The 15,056-nt window shown below is 49.7% G+C and carries 14 protein-coding genes and 1 pseudogene; 8 read left to right on the plus strand and 7 right to left on the minus strand.

The window, feature by feature from the left end:
* The first annotated feature begins 244 nt into the window (after nucleotides 1-244).
* From QZ327_RS00905 to QZ327_RS00915, 3 genes are all read left to right on the plus strand, one after another.
* The gene (locus tag QZ327_RS00905) at nucleotides 245-1,183 is read left to right on the plus strand and encodes an LD-carboxypeptidase (protein WP_294616342.1); all 939 of its coding nucleotides are present in this window, start codon (nucleotides 245-247) and stop codon (nucleotides 1,181-1,183) included.
* Entirely contained in the window at nucleotides 1,180-2,178 is a 999-nt protein-coding gene (locus QZ327_RS00910; RefSeq protein WP_294616343.1) for a M28 family peptidase, read from the plus strand. The genes QZ327_RS00905 and QZ327_RS00910 overlap by 4 nt, the downstream gene beginning before the upstream one ends.
* A 79-nt stretch (nucleotides 2,179-2,257) precedes the next feature.
* Entirely contained in the window at nucleotides 2,258-2,686 is a 429-nt protein-coding gene (locus QZ327_RS00915) for a SufE family protein (protein WP_294616344.1), read from the plus strand.
* Nucleotides 2,687-2,788: 102 nt separating this feature from the next.
* Here the strand turns inward: QZ327_RS00915 and QZ327_RS00920 are convergent, their stop codons facing one another.
* The 5 genes and pseudogenes from QZ327_RS00920 to QZ327_RS00940 form a co-directional block, all read right to left on the minus strand.
* Nucleotides 2,789-3,001, minus strand: a complete 213-nt coding sequence (locus QZ327_RS00920) for a helix-turn-helix transcriptional regulator (protein ID WP_294616346.1) — start codon at nucleotides 2,999-3,001, stop codon at nucleotides 2,789-2,791.
* A gap of 21 nt (nucleotides 3,002-3,022) precedes the next feature.
* A complete protein-coding gene (locus QZ327_RS00925) occupies nucleotides 3,023-3,691 on the minus strand; it encodes a DUF2975 domain-containing protein (protein ID WP_294616491.1) in 669 nt (222 codons plus the stop codon).
* A gap of 51 nt (nucleotides 3,692-3,742) precedes the next feature.
* Nucleotides 3,743-4,501: pseudogene (locus QZ327_RS00930) on the minus strand (lysostaphin resistance A-like protein); the annotation flags it as partial.
* A gap of 354 nt (nucleotides 4,502-4,855) precedes the next feature.
* The gene (locus tag QZ327_RS00935; RefSeq protein ID WP_294616347.1) at nucleotides 4,856-5,776 is read right to left on the minus strand and encodes a bifunctional riboflavin kinase/FAD synthetase; all 921 of its coding nucleotides are present in this window, start codon (nucleotides 5,774-5,776) and stop codon (nucleotides 4,856-4,858) included.
* Nucleotides 5,763-8,474, minus strand: coding sequence for a calcium-translocating P-type ATPase, PMCA-type (locus QZ327_RS00940; protein WP_294616349.1), 2,712 nt, complete (start codon nucleotides 8,472-8,474; stop codon nucleotides 5,763-5,765). Before QZ327_RS00940 ends, QZ327_RS00935 begins: the two co-directional genes overlap by 14 nt.
* A 142-nt stretch (nucleotides 8,475-8,616) precedes the next feature.
* Here QZ327_RS00940 and rd point away from each other — a divergent pair, with 142 nt between their 5' ends.
* A complete protein-coding gene (gene rd, locus QZ327_RS00945) occupies nucleotides 8,617-8,778 on the plus strand; it encodes a rubredoxin (RefSeq protein ID WP_294616350.1) in 162 nt (53 codons plus the stop codon).
* Here the strand turns inward: rd and QZ327_RS00950 are convergent.
* Nucleotides 8,775-10,472, minus strand: a complete 1,698-nt coding sequence (locus tag QZ327_RS00950; RefSeq protein WP_294616352.1) for a Na/Pi cotransporter family protein — start codon at nucleotides 10,470-10,472, stop codon at nucleotides 8,775-8,777. The two genes, rd and QZ327_RS00950, sit on opposite strands and share 4 nt — an antisense overlap.
* An 82-nt stretch (nucleotides 10,473-10,554) precedes the next feature.
* Between QZ327_RS00950 and QZ327_RS00955 the strand changes: the two genes are divergently transcribed.
* A complete protein-coding gene (locus QZ327_RS00955) occupies nucleotides 10,555-12,228 on the plus strand; it encodes a nucleoside kinase (RefSeq protein WP_294616354.1) in 1,674 nt (557 codons plus the stop codon).
* An 818-nt stretch (nucleotides 12,229-13,046) separates the two neighbouring features.
* On the opposite strand, the gene QZ327_RS00960 is transcribed toward QZ327_RS00955, so the two are convergent.
* Nucleotides 13,047-13,280: a hypothetical protein gene (locus QZ327_RS00960; RefSeq protein ID WP_294616355.1), complete on the minus strand. Its 234-nt coding sequence runs from the start codon at nucleotides 13,278-13,280 to the stop codon at nucleotides 13,047-13,049.
* A gap of 195 nt (nucleotides 13,281-13,475) precedes the next feature.
* On the opposite strand from QZ327_RS00960, the gene QZ327_RS00965 reads away from it, so the two are divergent.
* The 3 genes from QZ327_RS00965 to QZ327_RS00975 all read left to right on the plus strand — a co-directional run bounded on the left by QZ327_RS00965 (nucleotide 13,476) and on the right by QZ327_RS00975 (nucleotide 15,054).
* Complete coding sequence (locus QZ327_RS00965) at nucleotides 13,476-13,631, plus strand: hypothetical protein (RefSeq protein WP_294616356.1); 156 nt, start codon at nucleotides 13,476-13,478, stop codon at nucleotides 13,629-13,631.
* The gene (locus tag QZ327_RS00970; RefSeq protein ID WP_294616358.1) at nucleotides 13,628-14,083 is read left to right on the plus strand and encodes a GNAT family N-acetyltransferase; all 456 of its coding nucleotides are present in this window, start codon (nucleotides 13,628-13,630) and stop codon (nucleotides 14,081-14,083) included. Before QZ327_RS00965 ends, QZ327_RS00970 begins: the two co-directional genes overlap by 4 nt.
* Nucleotides 14,084-14,202: 119 nt before the next feature.
* Nucleotides 14,203-15,054: a hypothetical protein gene (locus QZ327_RS00975; RefSeq protein ID WP_294616360.1), complete on the plus strand. Its 852-nt coding sequence runs from the start codon at nucleotides 14,203-14,205 to the stop codon at nucleotides 15,052-15,054.
* Nucleotides 15,055-15,056 lie beyond the last annotated feature (2 nt).

Here is a 15,056-nt window from a genome sequence, read left to right on the forward strand (position 1 = left end):
CTGACAATAAACACCTTGCGTGTATGTTTTGCCGACCTGTCTGTTTGCGTAATCTCCCCGGTCGTGTTCTCCGGTATGGCTGTCGGCTTTTGACTTCTGTCCCGAAGGGAGATAACCCCTTCCAACTCCCTTCAACTCCGGTAAATGAAAAAGCCGTACGCATAAAAGAAAAAACTCCGCGAAACACTGTGTCCTCTGTGGCGAATTGTGTACTTTTGCCATAAATACAGATGGATATATCATTATGGACAGTCTTATTTTTCCGCCATACGTGCGCGAGGGAGACCGGGCAATCATTCTCTCCCCTTCCAGCAAGATCGACAAGTCCTTCCTGAAAGGAGCCAAAAAGAGGCTGAAGTCATGGGGACTGGATGTCGTTGTTGCCAAGCATGCAGGCAGTGCGCACGGCACTTATGCAGGCAGCATGCAGCAGCGGCTGGACGACCTGCAGGAAGCCCTGGACGACGAAAAGGCGAAAGTCATCTTTTGCAGCCGTGGCGGATACGGTGCCGTGCATTTGATAGGACAGCTCGATTTCACCGGATTCCGCCGGCATCCCAAATGGCTGATCGGGTTCAGCGACATCACCGCCCTGCACAATGTGTTCCAGCAGAACGGCTTCGCTTCGCTGCATGCCCCCATGGCGCGGCATCTCACCGTAGAGCCGGACGACGACTTCTGCACCCGTGCCTTGAAAGATATCCTGTTCGGCAACGCGCTGCGGGAGGAGAACACGCTCCACTATACTTGCTCCGCCCACAAACTTAACCGCAAGGGTACGGGCACAGGCATCCTGCGGGGTGGAAACCTCGCCGTTGCCTACGGGCTGCGCGGCACGCCCTACGACATTCCGGCAGCAGGCACGGTGCTTTTCATCGAGGACATAGGCGAGCGTCCGCATGCGGTGGAACGCATGATGTACAACCTGAAGCTGGGCGGCGTGCTCGAGAAATTGTCCGGACTGATTATCGGGCAATTCACCGAATACGAGGAGAATATGTCTTTGGGCAAGGAGTTGTACGGTGCGCTGGCGGACTTGGTAAAGGAATATGACTATCCTGTCTGTTTCGGCTTTCCGGTGGGGCACGTCACGATGAACGTACCGATGATTAACGGTGCGCAGGTCACGCTGGAAGTCGGCAAAAAAGAAGTGAAACTAAGTTTTAATACCCACAAAGCATGAAACGGAATTATACAATCATCCCGCTGTCACTGCTGCTGCTCGTAGCCATGATGGCATGCGGAAACAAAAGCAAAAGCAGCACGGACAGCGAAGGCAGACAGCCCCAAAGCACGGTCAGCGTCCCCCAATTCGATGCGGACAGTGCTTACCGATATGTCAAGGAGCAAGTGGACTTCGGACCCCGCGTGCCCAATACCGCGGCGCACAAGGCATGCGGAGAGTATCTTGCAAAGAAACTGGAGCAATTCGGCGCCACGGTCTTCAACCAGCAAGTGAACTTGACGGCATACGACGGCACGCTCTTGCAGGCACGAAACATCATCGGCAGTTACAAGCCCGAGACGCGAAAACGCATCGTGCTGCTCTCGCACTGGGACAGCCGTCCGTGGGCGGATGCCGACCCTGAAGAGAAGAACCGCCACACCCCCATCCTCGGCGCCAACGACGGTGCAAGCGGTGTGGGCGTGTTGCTCGAAATAGCCCGCCAGCTCCACAAGCAACTGCCGGAACTGGGCATCGACATCGTATTGGCGGATGCCGAAGATTACGGTCCCCACCAATCATACGCCGGTAACCACAAGGAAGAGTACTGGGCACTTGGCGCACAGTATTGGGCGCAGCACCCCCATGTGCAGGGATACAACGCCCGCTTCGGCATCCTTCTTGACATGGTGGGTGCCAAAGACGCGACTTTCTTCTACGAAGGTTACTCCGAGTCGTTCGCCAAAGACATCAACCGGAAAGTATGGAACGCCGCCAACAACCTGGGCTACGGACGCTATTTCGTAAAGGAGCAGGGGAACATCGTGACGGACGACCACCTGTTTGTGTACCGCCATGCGCGCATACCCACCATCGACATCATCCAATACAGCGAGGAGACCGGTTTCTACGAACACTGGCACACCCTGAAGGACGACATGGACGGCATCGACCGCAACACGTTGAAGGCGGTGGGGCAGACGGTGATGGAAATTATCTACAAAGAGAGATAAGCAGGTACTAATGACAGACGACGGACAGTCGATAATATAAACTGATTTTTCAACATCTACTTACTAAAGACAAACCATTATGAGCATCAACGAAATACAGGATGAAGTAATCGCCGAGTTCAGCGATTTCGACGATTGGATGGACCGCTACCAGCTTCTCATCGACTTGGGAAACGAACAGGAAGCGCTTGATGACAGATATAAAACGGAACAGAACCTGATTGAAGGTTGCCAGAGCCGCGTATGGCTGCAAGCCGATGAGGAGGACGGGAAGATTATTTTCCAAGCCGAAAGCGATGCGCTGATAGTGAAAGGCATCATTTCGCTACTTATCAAAGTGCTTTCCGGACATACGCCGGAGGAGATTCTGAATGCCGACCTTTACTTTATAGACAGAATAGGATTGAAGGAGCACCTCTCTCCCACACGCAGCAACGGGCTGCTCTCCATGGTGAAGCAGATGCGGATGTATGCGCTGGCATTCAAGGCAAAAGGCGCCAATGCCTGAACAGGGTGCGGTTTGCACCGCAAAGGAATGATTTTTTAAGGAGTCATCGGAAGCCACCGGGAGTTGCCGCTCCTGCCGGCTCCCGATGACTCCTTGATGATTTTACTTTTCTTTTTCCTCCACATATTCCAATATGTCTCCCGGCTGGCAATCCAACACCTTGCAAATTGCCTCCAACGTAGAAAAACGTACAGCCTTTGCCTTGCCGGTCTTCAGAATAGAAAGATTTGCCGGTGTAATGTCAATCTTCTCCGCCAACTCCCCCAAAGATATTTTCCTTCGGGCCATCATAATGTCAAGGTTTACTATAATCATCTTCTTTTTCTCAATGTTCGGTTAAATCGTCAGGTCTTGTTCCTCTTTCATCTTCAGTCCGATGGCAAACACTTCCGCCACAATCAACGTGGAAATTCCCAATACCAAGGTGGTGGCATTCACCATGTCCGAAAGGTCCAGCTCATAACCGCGAACGGAAAAGACCTCGCCCACACTTCTGAAAGTAAGGTACGCCGGAAGAAATGCCGTGCAGAAACTGACAATCAGCGCCGTTCCCAACAGGCGCAGGCGGCGGACATTCTTCCAGCTGAAGATATCGGACTTGTTGATGGAAACCACCAAGCGGACAAACAGCACGATGGCACATATGGATATAGCCGCGTGCAGCAAATTCAATAAAGTGGAAACCACCTGCTCCCAACCCGCAGACGCCGTGTCGACACTGACCAGCATCGAGCTGAAAGAGACCGGCACGTATCCGCCGCTCTTCTCATTGTAGACGGAGTCTTGAAAAAAAGTGCCGTCACCTATCTCGGAAAGGTGCTCCGGCAGGAGGCTGACATATTTCATATTCACCAGCTTCTGCCGTTTCTCCACAGAAGCGTCGCTCTCCATTCCGGCTTCCACCCCGGCTTTCACTCCTACAATAAAATAGTAACCGGTTTCAAAAACCGAATAGCCCAGCACGAGCACTACGATTACACAGAGAATGTTCAGTCTTCTTTTCATATTTTGAAAGTTGTATTGATATCCGGTATCCGGTAAGTGATAAACGATAGGCGGCAAGCGATATGCGTTCATCGCCCTATACGAAACGGCAAGCAACACTGCCGCCACTGCCAGGCATATCCAGTATGCCGGCTCGCCCAACAAATCCGCCATATTCTCCACATCGCCATAATGCAGGCTGAGGAATACCGACAGGCTGTTGTTCAGGACATGTATCAGAATTCCGGGTACAATGCTGCCCGTCTTATAATAAAGCCAGGCAAACAAGATGCCCGACAGCATGGCACCCACCACCTGCACCGGATTAATATGGAAAACACCGAAAATAAGGGCGGAAAGGATAATCGCCTTCGCAGGGCTGTACTTCCGCAACAATACTTTCGTGATTGCCCCGCGAAACAGCATTTCCTCCAGAACCGGTCCCAGCACCGAAATGCAGATAATGCCCGGCCAGCCCGATTGCAACACATCAAAGGTATCTTTCATACAATCCGGAAGGAAAGAGAGCCGCTCCATTATGAATTCCATAAGGAAAATAACGGAAAGCCCGATAACGATGCTCCATCCCAAATAGCCTGCCGATACGGGAGACCACATCCTGACATCGTCTTTCAGATAGCCCTGCCGCCACAAGTAGGCGCCCATGCCTACAAAGCTCAACAGCATGGTCGGAACCAGTGCCATCGCGTTTGCGGCATCTATCGTACCATAGGCGACATACGAATAAAGCATTGTGAAAGGCATCACCAGCAAAGCAGCCAACACCTGCATTGCAAAATAAACTAAAACCAATTTTATCGCCGTCTTCATCGTTCTCTTCTTTTTTTAAAAGCGTGCAAAGATACATATTTTCCTACCTACCCGTCAAGCGGTAGTTACAACTCCCATTAGCAACATCATCATCATGGAAAGTGACAACATCAGTAACGTAATGCTCATAAACCCTCTTTTCATGACCGTAGACTTTTTATTTATCAGTACCCATTCTTATCCCATCGTCTGTTTTTCAATAAGAATTTATCGTTTTTCGATATGCAAATAAAGACGTTTTTCCCGGAAGGACAAAGAGAAGAGAGAGATTTTTATCGAAAAACAATAAAAAAGATACGTTCTTCGATAAAAATACAAGAAAGATACCCAATCATGAAAAGCAGAGGAGTATTATTAGGAGAGGATGGCAGCGATTTCCGCCTTGTCTTTATGAAGTTGTGCTATCAACTCCTCTATCGAACCGAACTTCAGTTCGGAACGGGTACGGCGCACGAATGCCACCCGCATGGGTTGATTGTAAATATCAGCGTCAAAACCAAAGATATGCACCTCGATGCTGCGGTCCACACCATTGTTCAAGGTAGGGCGGAAGCCGATGCTCAACATTCCCGCATACTTCTTCTCTCCTAAAAAGACGTAAACGGCATAGACCCCATCGGCAGGAACCAGCTTGTCGGGATTGCCGGCACGTAAATTGGCGGTCGGGAAACCGATTTTGCGTCCTACATGATAACCGTTCACAACCGTACCGTCCAGAAAGAAATGATAACCCAGGCAGTTTGCCGCTTCCAGGACATCCCCTTCCTGCAACAGGCGGCGGACTGTGGAGGAACTGACCGTTACCGCACCGGCGGCATAGGCCTCTGCCGGTATCACTTCCATACCCAGTTCCTGCCCATAACGCACATAGTCGTCAAAGCCCTCGCTGCGGTTATACCCGAAGCGGTGGTCATAACCTATCACTAAAGCCTGCACCCGATATTCCTGCTTCAACACAGCCATAAATTGCCTGGCGGAAAGACGTGCCAAGTCGTGTGTAAAATCGAGCATGACGCAATAATCGATGCCGGTATCGGCAAGCAGGGCAACTTTCTCATCGCACGTGGTGAGCAGCCCGGAATGAGAATCGGGTTGCATCACTTTGCGGGGATGTACCGGAAAGGTAATTACCGACGAAGAAAGTCCGCGCGCAGCCGCAGCCTTGCGCACTTGTTCTATCAGGAAGCGGTGTCCCCGATGCACTCCGTCGAAGAAGCCGATAGTGGCTACATTGGGCAGGAGTCCCTTGCCGGATGTTTCGTTATATAGCTGCATGTTCCGGTTTATTACGAACGTGTCTGCGACGGACAAAGCGAATGCCCTCGCCCACCCACAACACCAAAGAGGTAGAAGCTATGATTGTCGCCCAGGTGATGAAATCGAGCGGCTCCGTACGGAACACAGCCCCGCCGAACTGCACGATTATAAACTGACCGCCCAAAATGGCAAACAGTACCAACTCCATGCCATAGGATTTGGAAATGCCTTTAAAAGCAGAGTCCGATGTTCCGAATACCCTTGCATTGAACAGGTTCCAGAATTGCAACATCACGAAGAAGGTGAAGAAGATGGTCAGGCGATGCACGGTCATACCGCCCTCTTCGCCATTAAACCAAACTAACATTCCCATAAGCAATGCAAGGAAAATCGTCCCCACGCCAAGAATATAGTTCCTCATGGAACCGGTTATGATGAAATCCGTACTTTTACGGGGCTTCTCGTCCATGACGCTTTCACCGGGCGGAATAGATGCCAATGCCAAAGCGGCGAATGTGTCCATAATCAGATTGACCCACAGCATCTGCGTCACGGTCAGCGGCAACTCGGTACCCACCAACGAGCCGAGCAGCACGATAAAGAGTGCCACGAAGTTGATTGTCAACTGAAATATAATGAAACGCTGGATATTCTTATACAACGAACGTCCCCACATCACCGCTGTGCCGATACTGTTGAAAGAGTCGTCCAGCAGCGTGATGTCGCTTGCCTCTTTGGCAACGGAAGTGCCAGTTCCCATAGACAGGCCTACCTGTGCATGGTTCAGTGCCGGAGCGTCATTGGTCCCGTCGCCCGTCACAGCCACCACCTCACCTTTCTGCTGCAACAGCCGGACCAGACGTTGCTTATCGGTAGGGCGGGCACGCGACATAATCTTCAAGTCCTGTACCCGGTCAAGCGCTTCCTCATCCGTCAGGTCCGCAAAGGCAGCACCCGTGATACGGTTACGCTCCGTATCTTCCGGCATCCACAAGCCAATCTGCCGGGCTATCTCGGTAGCCGTGCCGGGCGTATCTCCCGTCACTATCTTGACACCGATACCTGCCGACCGGCATTTTGCCACTGCCGCAGGCACATCCGGGCGTATAGGGTCGCTGATGGCTGCAATGCCGAGGAAAGACAAATCATTCCCGGCAACCAACGCCACACAATCTTCCGGCTCCCCGTCCTCTACTATCTTATAGGCAAAACCAAGCGTACGCATCGCCATATTCTGGTAGTCCAGCAACCGGGTTTCCACCGCAGAACGATATTCCGCCACATCCGCCCGCCGGTCGCTCAAAAGCACATCCTTGCATTTTCCCAATACGATTTCAGGAGCACCCTTCACATAAAGGACTTTCTTCCCGATTAAAGGAGATTGCACCAACGTTGCCATGAACTTCCGTTCCGTGGAGAAAGTCAACTGGTCGAGTACTTTTGCAGCGTCCCGCAACTCCAGATAATTACGTCCCCGGCTGTCAAGCCACAGGAGCAAAGCCACTTCGGTAGGGTTGCCTACCCCCTTGAGTTTCCCGTCCGGAGCCGTCTCTTCCAGAAAAGCGGTGGAATTGGCGCTAATGCCCTCTGTCACCAGTTTGCTTACATCATCTTCTCCCACTTTCCGTCCGTCCTTCAGTCCGTAGAACTCCGGCTCATACACCTGCATCAGGTTTTGTGTCAGCGTACCCGTCTTGTCCGTACAGATAACGGTAATCGCTCCCATTGTTTCGCAGGCGTGCATTTTCCGCACCAGGTTGTTGGTGGAGAGCATGCGGCGCATGTTCAGTGCCAGGCTAAGCGTCACGCTCATAGGCAACCCTTCGGGAACGGCTACGACAATCAAGGTCACCGCCATCATAAAGTACTTCAAAGTAGCCTTCAAGGCAGGCAGCCATTGTTCAAAAGTATGGAAAGAGGCAAAATCATAGACCAGCACCACATCTTTTACAAAGAAGATGGCAAACGCCAGACCTGCTACCGAAAAACCGATTTTCCCTATAAGGTTGGCAAGTTTAGACAATTGGATATTCAACGGAGTAGGCTCGGTGGTCTGCTCCGTGCTTTGGCGCGCCACTTTACCAATCTCCGTAGCATCGCCCACAGACTCCACACGCATCATTCCGTGCCCGTCGACTACCGTTGTGCCGCGCAGCACACGGTTGGAAGCATAAGTGGATTCTTCATCAAAATCGGCTTCTACGGTAGTTTTGGCTATCACAGGTTCACCCGTAAGGTTAGATTCGTTTACTTGCAGGGAGACAGCTTCCAGCAATTCGCCGTCCGCAGGAATCTCTTCTCCGGTTTCCAGCATAACAATATCACCTACTACCACATCCTTGCGGGGGATTTCCCGCACGCGTCCATTACGAACCACCTTTACCAAAGTCTCTTCGTTCACCGCATTCAGCAAATCGAATTTCTTATTGGCATCGTATTCGAAAAAGAAACCGATGCCGGTGGCAAGCAAAATAGCGGCAATAATACCGATGGTCTCGGCGTATTCGTTCTCTACTACGGAAATGATTAAAGAGAAGAAAGCCGCCACCAGCAGCACTCTTACTACCGGGTCTTCAAACTTCTCCAGATAGAGCTTCCACAAAGAGGGACGTTTCGGAGGTGTCAACAAGTTCACCCCATGTTCGGCGCGGCTCTTCCGCACTTCATCTTCAGTAAGCCCGATGTGGGAAAATAATTCATCCTTTGTTGCAGCCATGCAGATCGTCAGGTTTAAATTAAAGTACAAAAATACAAACAATAATCTGTATCGTGAATGTTACTCAATCTTTTTCTATCTAACAGCAAACAAAAAACGGAAATCAATTGTTCTTAAAGAAGAATTTTAAATAAAGAGAATTATGGAAAAGTACATTTGCACCGTATGCGGCTACGTTTACAATCCCGAGTTAGGAGACCCCGAAAATGAAATAGAACCGGGAACACCTTTCGAAGATGTCCCCGATGATTGGGTTTGCCCTCTATGCGGAGTGGGCAAAGAAGAATTTGAGAAAGCGTCTTAGGACGCTTTCTTCTCTTTTATATCACTACTGGCTTCCACCACATTGACAACGTAGTCACCCAGCTTCTCACATTCCGCAATGATGTCCATATAGTAGACACCCATTTGGTAATCATATTCCTTGTTATTCACATCAAGAATATTCTGGTTCTTCAGCTGATTGCGGTAATTGTTGATTTCGTTCTCTATGTTGAATGACTTATTCACGTCAACATTTTGATGTTCGGGACGTTCCACCACCATAATCATCTGCGACAAAGCGTCATCGGTCAGTTTCATCATGAAATGGATATGCTCATATTGCTTCTCTGCAAACTCCTGATTGGTCTGGCGCTTGCGGTTGATGGTACGTGCCAGGTTATAACAGCTGTCGCCGATGCTTTCTATCTCCGTCACTTCACGCAACATAGCCCGGATCTGGAGCTTACTTTCAGAGCTCAAACGCCCTTCCGACACCTGGTTCAGATAGTTTGCAATCTCCAGTTCCATGCTGTCGCTGATATTCTCGTACTTTTCTATGCGGCTGAACAGCTTGTTGAAATCATCGTCCTTCTCCGTATGCAGCAACTCTCTCACCATTCCGAACATGCGGTGCGTACGTTCGGCAAACAAGTGAATCTCCTTGCGTGCTTCCAAAATAGAAAGCTCGGCAGTAGAGAGCAGGCCTCTGGAGATAAAGCGCAACCGGTATTCCTCGTCAGAATCTTTCAGCGGCAGCAATATGCAGACAATACGTTCGATACCGTTTACGAACCAGATAAGCAACAATACGTTGAACACATTGAACGCCGTGTGAAAGGCAGACAACTCAAAAGCCACGCGTGTGGCAGGATCCGCCTGATGCATGACGTCCGTCACAAACCACGACACACAGTGCGTGAACGGATGGAAAACAATGAGCACCATCACCACACCAAACACATTGAACAGCAAGTGTGCCAATGCCGCCCGCCGTGCCTGCGTGTTACCGGTCAGTGCAGCCAGGTTGGCGGTAATCGTCGTACCGATGTTCTGCCCCATGGCAAGTGCCGCGCCCAGTTCGAAACTAATCCATCCGTTGGCACACATAATCAGGGTAATCGCCATGGTTGCCGCCGAAGCCTGCACAATCATCGTAATCACCGCTCCTACCAGCACGAATATGATGATGGAAAGGAAACCAAGATCGGTCCACTCCTGCACGAAAGCCAACATTTCCGGGTTTTTACCCAAGTCCGGCGAATAGACTTGCAGATAAGAGAGGCCCATGAAAAGAAACGAAAAACCGAAAATAAATTCACCGATAGACTTCCGGGTACTTTTTTGCGAGAAGAGAAGCGGGATTCCTATTGCCAGCAACGGAAGTGCAAAAGCGGCAATATCTACTTTAAACCCGAAAACGGAAATAAGCCAGGCAGTGACCGTAGTACCTACATTGGCTCCCATAATCACCCCGATAGACTGGGAAAGAGTGAGCAGACCTGCGTTGACAAAACTTACCACCATGACCGTGGTTGCCGAAGAGGATTGGATGAGCGCGGTAATCAAAATACCTGTCAATACGCCGGTTACCCGATTGGTGGTCATTGCAGTTAAGATAGTCCGCAACCTGTCGCCGGCAAATTTTTGAAGCCCCTCACTCATGATTTTCATTCCGTAAAGAAACAACGCCAATGAGCCGAGCAGCTTTAAAAAATCATAAAAAGAATATTCCATCTTTAATTATTTAAGGTGTTTCATTCTTTCATGTGTTATAATGTCCTATATTTAACGTATCAACTCATAAAAACAGGACAGTATGGAACACATGTTACAAATTTGCTGCAAAAATAACAATATTTCCCAAAAATTCCCTATGGGAAGCTCACTTTTGGATATTTATTCCGGTTTCAATCTTAATTTGCCTTACCAGGTAGTCAGCGCCAAAGTAAACAACCGCTCCGAAGGATTGAACTTCCGCGTATATAATAATAAAGATGTGGAGTTTCTGGATGTACGCGACTCCTCCGGCATGCGCACCTACGTCCGTTCACTTTGCTTTGTACTGTACAAGGCCGTGAGCGAGCTATTCCCGGAAGGGAAACTGTTTGTAGAACATCCCGTGTCCAAAGGCTATTTCTGCAGCCTGCGCATCGGACGCCCCATTGAGCTGGAAGACGTATCGGCAATAAAGAAGCGGATGCAGGAAATCATTGCCGAGGATATCCCGTTCCGCCGCACCGAATGCCACACCGCCGAAGCGGTACGGATATTCAGCGAACGGGGAATGAACGACAAGGTAAAACTGCTGGAAACGTCCGGTTCGCTATATACCTATTACTATACGTTGGGAGATACGGTAGATTACTATTACGGCAACCTGCTGCCCGCCACGGGTTTCATCAAGCTGTTCGACATCGTGAAATATTACGACGGGCTGCTGCTACGCATCCCCAGCAAGGAGAACCCCGACGTACTGGAAGATGTGGTAAAACAGGAAAAGATGCTTGATGTCTTCAAAGAACATCTGCGCTGGAACTACATCATGGGATTGAGCAATGTGGGCGATTTCAATCTTGCCTGTGAAGAAGGGCATGCAACCGACCTGATCAATGTGGCAGAAGCCCTGCAAGAGAAGAAGATTGCCCAGATTGCCGATGAAATCCACCACCGGGGAGAAAACGGCAACCGCGTAAAGCTCGTGCTGATTTCAGGTCCTTCCTCTTCCGGAAAGACCACTTTCAGCAAACGCCTCAGCGTGCAACTGATGACCAACGGCCTGCGTCCTTACCCCATTTCACTGGACAATTACTTCGTAGACCGCGAAGACACCCCACGCGACGAAAAGGGCAATTACGACTACGAATCCCTCTATGCCCTCGACCTCGAACTGTTCAACAACCAGTTACAAGCTTTATTACGGGGAGAAGAAGTGGAGCTGCCCCGGTTCAACTTCACATTGGGCAAAAAAGAGTACAAAGGAGACAAGTTGCGCATTGACGGGCAAACCATCCTTATATTGGAAGGCATTCATGCCCTGAACCCGGAGCTCACCCCGCAAATCCCTGCCGAAAGCAAGTACAAGATTTATGTATCCGCACTGACCACCATTTCGCTGGACGACCACAACTGGATTCCCACGACAGACAACCGCCTGTTGCGCCGCATTATCCGCGACTTCAACTACCGGGGATATTCTGCCCAGGAGACCATTTCCCGTTGGCCCAGCGTACGTGCGGGCGAAGATAAATGGATATTCCCTTATCAGGAGAATGCCGATGTCATGTTCAACTCCGCCCTGTTGTTCGAGTTTGCCGTGCTGCGTTGCCATGCAGAACCCATACTCACCGGCGTGCCGCGCAACTGTCCTGAATACGCCGAAGCCTACCGGCTCATGAAGTTCATCAAATACTTCACGCCGGTACAAGACAAGGAAATCCCCCCAACATCCCTGCTCAGAGAGTTCTTGGGTGGCAGTAGTTTCAAATACTAAGGAGACGGCTTTTGCATTTAGGGGAGTTGGAAGAGTTATCACTTCGCATCGCTTCGTCAGGAGTGAAAGGAGTTAGAGCCGATATGCTTGTGTGTGACATTGTTACAAAAGTATCGGCTTTAATTCCTAAGCCGGCTTGGCGGCTGACAACTCCCTTTAGCTCCTCTAACTCCTTTAAATGAAAAGCCGTGACCAAGGAGAGTTATTTTAGAGCCTGTTTAAATTTTGTCCGGCATTATTTTGAGCGTTCTTTGCGAGGATGTTTTTCTATTTTTAGGAGGAGCATAGCAGGCTATTTGACGAATAAAAAGAGGAAAACAGACCGGAAAAGAGACTTGGGAAGAAACTGAAGAAAAACTTTTTGAAGAAAATTCAAACAGGCTCTAAGACAAATAAGGTCCACGGTTCTTTCATTCGGGCGGCGAAGCGGTTGCCACCGCCTTTTTTCATTTACAGAAGTCAGAGGGAATCGAAAAGAGTTATCGCCCTTCGGGCTGAGGAGTCAAAGGCGGGAAGCCCTGTTGATGTATAGCAGATGCCATCGGCTTCCGACTCAGCTTTTGCCGCTTTTCACGACAAAAAGAGAGGAAAATCGCCTTTTTGCTTACTCTCCTTCTGCCGTATTTCTGCCGGAATAGCGGCAGCTTGCATAAAGTGCGGATAGATATACTGTCTTTTTCGATAGAAATGCGCTGTTTATGCAGATTTCAGGTGTTTCCACTGATAGATATTGCTGTTTGTGGTGACAGATGTTGATGGCTGTGGCGATAGACTCTAATGTTTCTCGCGACAGACACTAATGTTCCTCATGACAGACATTAATGTTTCTCGTGATAGACATTAGTGTTCCTCGCCACAGACGCCCGCATCCGGAAAATGGAACGCCCGTGCACGGCATTTCCGGCGTTTTTCCACGCCGGTTGGTTTGTAAGGATTTCGCTATCGGATTGAGAATGTACGACATAAGCGTTTTCTGTTTCGTTTTTCCCGACCGGCAGCACATCGGGGCGGAAACAGGCGATTCTGCGGAGTTGGAAAATACAAATTGTCATTTTGTCATTCCGCATCACGGCTTTTTCATTCACAGGAACCTGCGAAGCAAGGTTCTGTATTTATCCCGTATAGTCCGATGGTTATCTATGGTAAATATTATCTTTCCTCTAAAGAAAAAACATTTTCTTTAGCCTGCCGGCGTGGGCTTCCCACGATTTTCATTTATATTTGTACAAAGAAAAGAGAGACAACCAATGGAAAAGACCAAAGCAACGAAAGAGAAAGTTCTTGCCAAATTTAAAGCGGCAAGAGAAAAGAGACGTATTTGCCTTGCTCATTTGGAAGGGTCCATGAAAAAGGCTTATGAAGAACGTACCGGCAAGGAAGCGGAAAATTTCTTTGCTCTATGACTATCAGGCAATATAAATCCAACGATTTGGAGCAAATGGCGCGATTGTTTTATGAAACAGTCCATGCCATAAATATAAAAGATTATACCGAACAACAGGTAAATGCCTGGGCAACAGGCAATATTAATTTAAAGGAATGGGATGGTTCATTCCTTGAACATCTTACCTATGTTGTAGTTGAAAATGATTTGATTATCGGATTTGGGGATATTGATGAAACGGGATATTTGGACAGGCTGTATGTTCATAAAGATTTTCAAGGAAGGGGTGTCGCAACGGCATTATGCAACCGGCTGGAAAGCGAAATTAAAACAAGCCGCATCACTGTCCATGCTTCCATCACTGCCAAACCATTTTTTGAAAAACGGGGATATCAAACAATCAAACTTCAAGAGGTAGAACGGCAGGGTGTTTCCTTGAAAAACTACATAATGGTGAAGAATTTAATATAACGGACGGTTCCCGGAAAGGAAAAGAAGAAATGAAAAAGCCGTGAGGAGAAGCCCATTTTCAGCCCCGGAAAGTTGATAATCTGCCATAAAAACCGTACATTTGAGGAAAACGGGAAAATATGGCAAATCCGTTGCTTCCGGGCATATCCCACGCAGAACAAGCGTCGCTGTACGGCAAACTGAACACGTACAACGAGGGAAGAGCCTCCTACAAGGAGGCGGGCGCATACCTTGTGGTGCTGCCACGGCCGGAACATCCCTCGTATACCCTGTGGATTTACTCTCCCCTGCCCGAACGGCAATCCGTCTTCTTCATTTGCGACCTCTCCGCAGACGTTCGCGAAGCGCTGCGGGCGGCAAGCACGCTATGCTTCTACTCCCCCCGCCGCCTGTTTCTGGTGGAATACAACGCCAAAAGGATGCAAAACAGAGGAGATGACATTGTCTTCTTCGGGAAGTACCGCGGCCACTTCCTGCACGAGATACTGCGCATAGACCCCGGCTACCTCTCATGGATAGCCTTCAAGTTCGAACCGAAAATACCCAAACAGGAACGCTTCGTACAAATCGCAGGCGTCTATCATTCCGTCCACCTGGACATCCAGCGGAGGAAAGCGCAACAAGCAAACGGCGGCAACCGCTTCTTAGGAAAGGAGGGCGAAAAGGTGGAGAACCTGACCCTGACCGTGCTCAGCGTCAAAGTGGAGGACAATCCCTACAAGACACAGGTGAAAGGCGCCACGCCCTACTTCTACGTGCGCCAAGTGTTGCGACTGAAAGATGCCGCCGGAAACATGGTGTCGTGCCGCATCAATGCCCGCACGGCAAGCCGGACCTCCTGCCTGCTGCCTGCCGCCGAACACGCCTACCGGGCAGGGGAAACCGTAAGAATCGCATCAGCACGCATCGCACGCACCTATATGGTAGGGAACACCCGGTATACCCGGCTTGCGCGCATCAAGAAAGAATAGGA

Source organism: uncultured Bacteroides sp. (assembly GCF_910578895.1).
Taxonomy (GTDB): domain Bacteria; phylum Bacteroidota; class Bacteroidia; order Bacteroidales; family Bacteroidaceae; genus Bacteroides.

What these genes read in the sequence shown, in the direction of transcription:
- rd (WP_294616350.1), top strand. Translation starts at nt 8,617, where the DNA reads ATGGAAAAGTACATTTGCACCGTATGCGGCTACGTTTACAATCCCGAG.
- QZ327_RS00905 (WP_294616342.1), top strand. Translation starts at nt 245, where the DNA reads ATGGACAGTCTTATTTTTCCGCCATACGTGCGCGAGGGAGACCGGGCA.
- QZ327_RS00965 (WP_294616356.1), top strand. Translation starts at nt 13,476, where the DNA reads ATGGAAAAGACCAAAGCAACGAAAGAGAAAGTTCTTGCCAAATTTAAA.
- QZ327_RS00970 (WP_294616358.1), top strand. Translation starts at nt 13,628, where the DNA reads ATGACTATCAGGCAATATAAATCCAACGATTTGGAGCAAATGGCGCGA.
- QZ327_RS00920 (WP_294616346.1), bottom strand. Translation starts at nt 3,001, where the DNA reads ATGATTATAGTAAACCTTGACATTATGATGGCCCGAAGGAAAATATCT.
- QZ327_RS00935 (WP_294616347.1), bottom strand. Translation starts at nt 5,776, where the DNA reads ATGCAGCTATATAACGAAACATCCGGCAAGGGACTCCTGCCCAATGTA.
- QZ327_RS00975 (WP_294616360.1), top strand. Translation starts at nt 14,203, where the DNA reads ATGGCAAATCCGTTGCTTCCGGGCATATCCCACGCAGAACAAGCGTCG.
- QZ327_RS00950 (WP_294616352.1), bottom strand. Translation starts at nt 10,472, where the DNA reads ATGGAATATTCTTTTTATGATTTTTTAAAGCTGCTCGGCTCATTGGCG.
- QZ327_RS00910 (WP_294616343.1), top strand. Translation starts at nt 1,180, where the DNA reads ATGAAACGGAATTATACAATCATCCCGCTGTCACTGCTGCTGCTCGTA.
- QZ327_RS00915 (WP_294616344.1), top strand. Translation starts at nt 2,258, where the DNA reads ATGAGCATCAACGAAATACAGGATGAAGTAATCGCCGAGTTCAGCGAT.
- QZ327_RS00955 (WP_294616354.1), top strand. Translation starts at nt 10,555, where the DNA reads ATGGAACACATGTTACAAATTTGCTGCAAAAATAACAATATTTCCCAA.
- QZ327_RS00940 (WP_294616349.1), bottom strand. Translation starts at nt 8,474, where the DNA reads ATGGCTGCAACAAAGGATGAATTATTTTCCCACATCGGGCTTACTGAA.
- QZ327_RS00960 (WP_294616355.1), bottom strand. Translation starts at nt 13,280, where the DNA reads ATGACAATTTGTATTTTCCAACTCCGCAGAATCGCCTGTTTCCGCCCC.
- QZ327_RS00925 (WP_294616491.1), bottom strand. Translation starts at nt 3,691, where the DNA reads ATGAAAAGAAGACTGAACATTCTCTGTGTAATCGTAGTGCTCGTGCTG.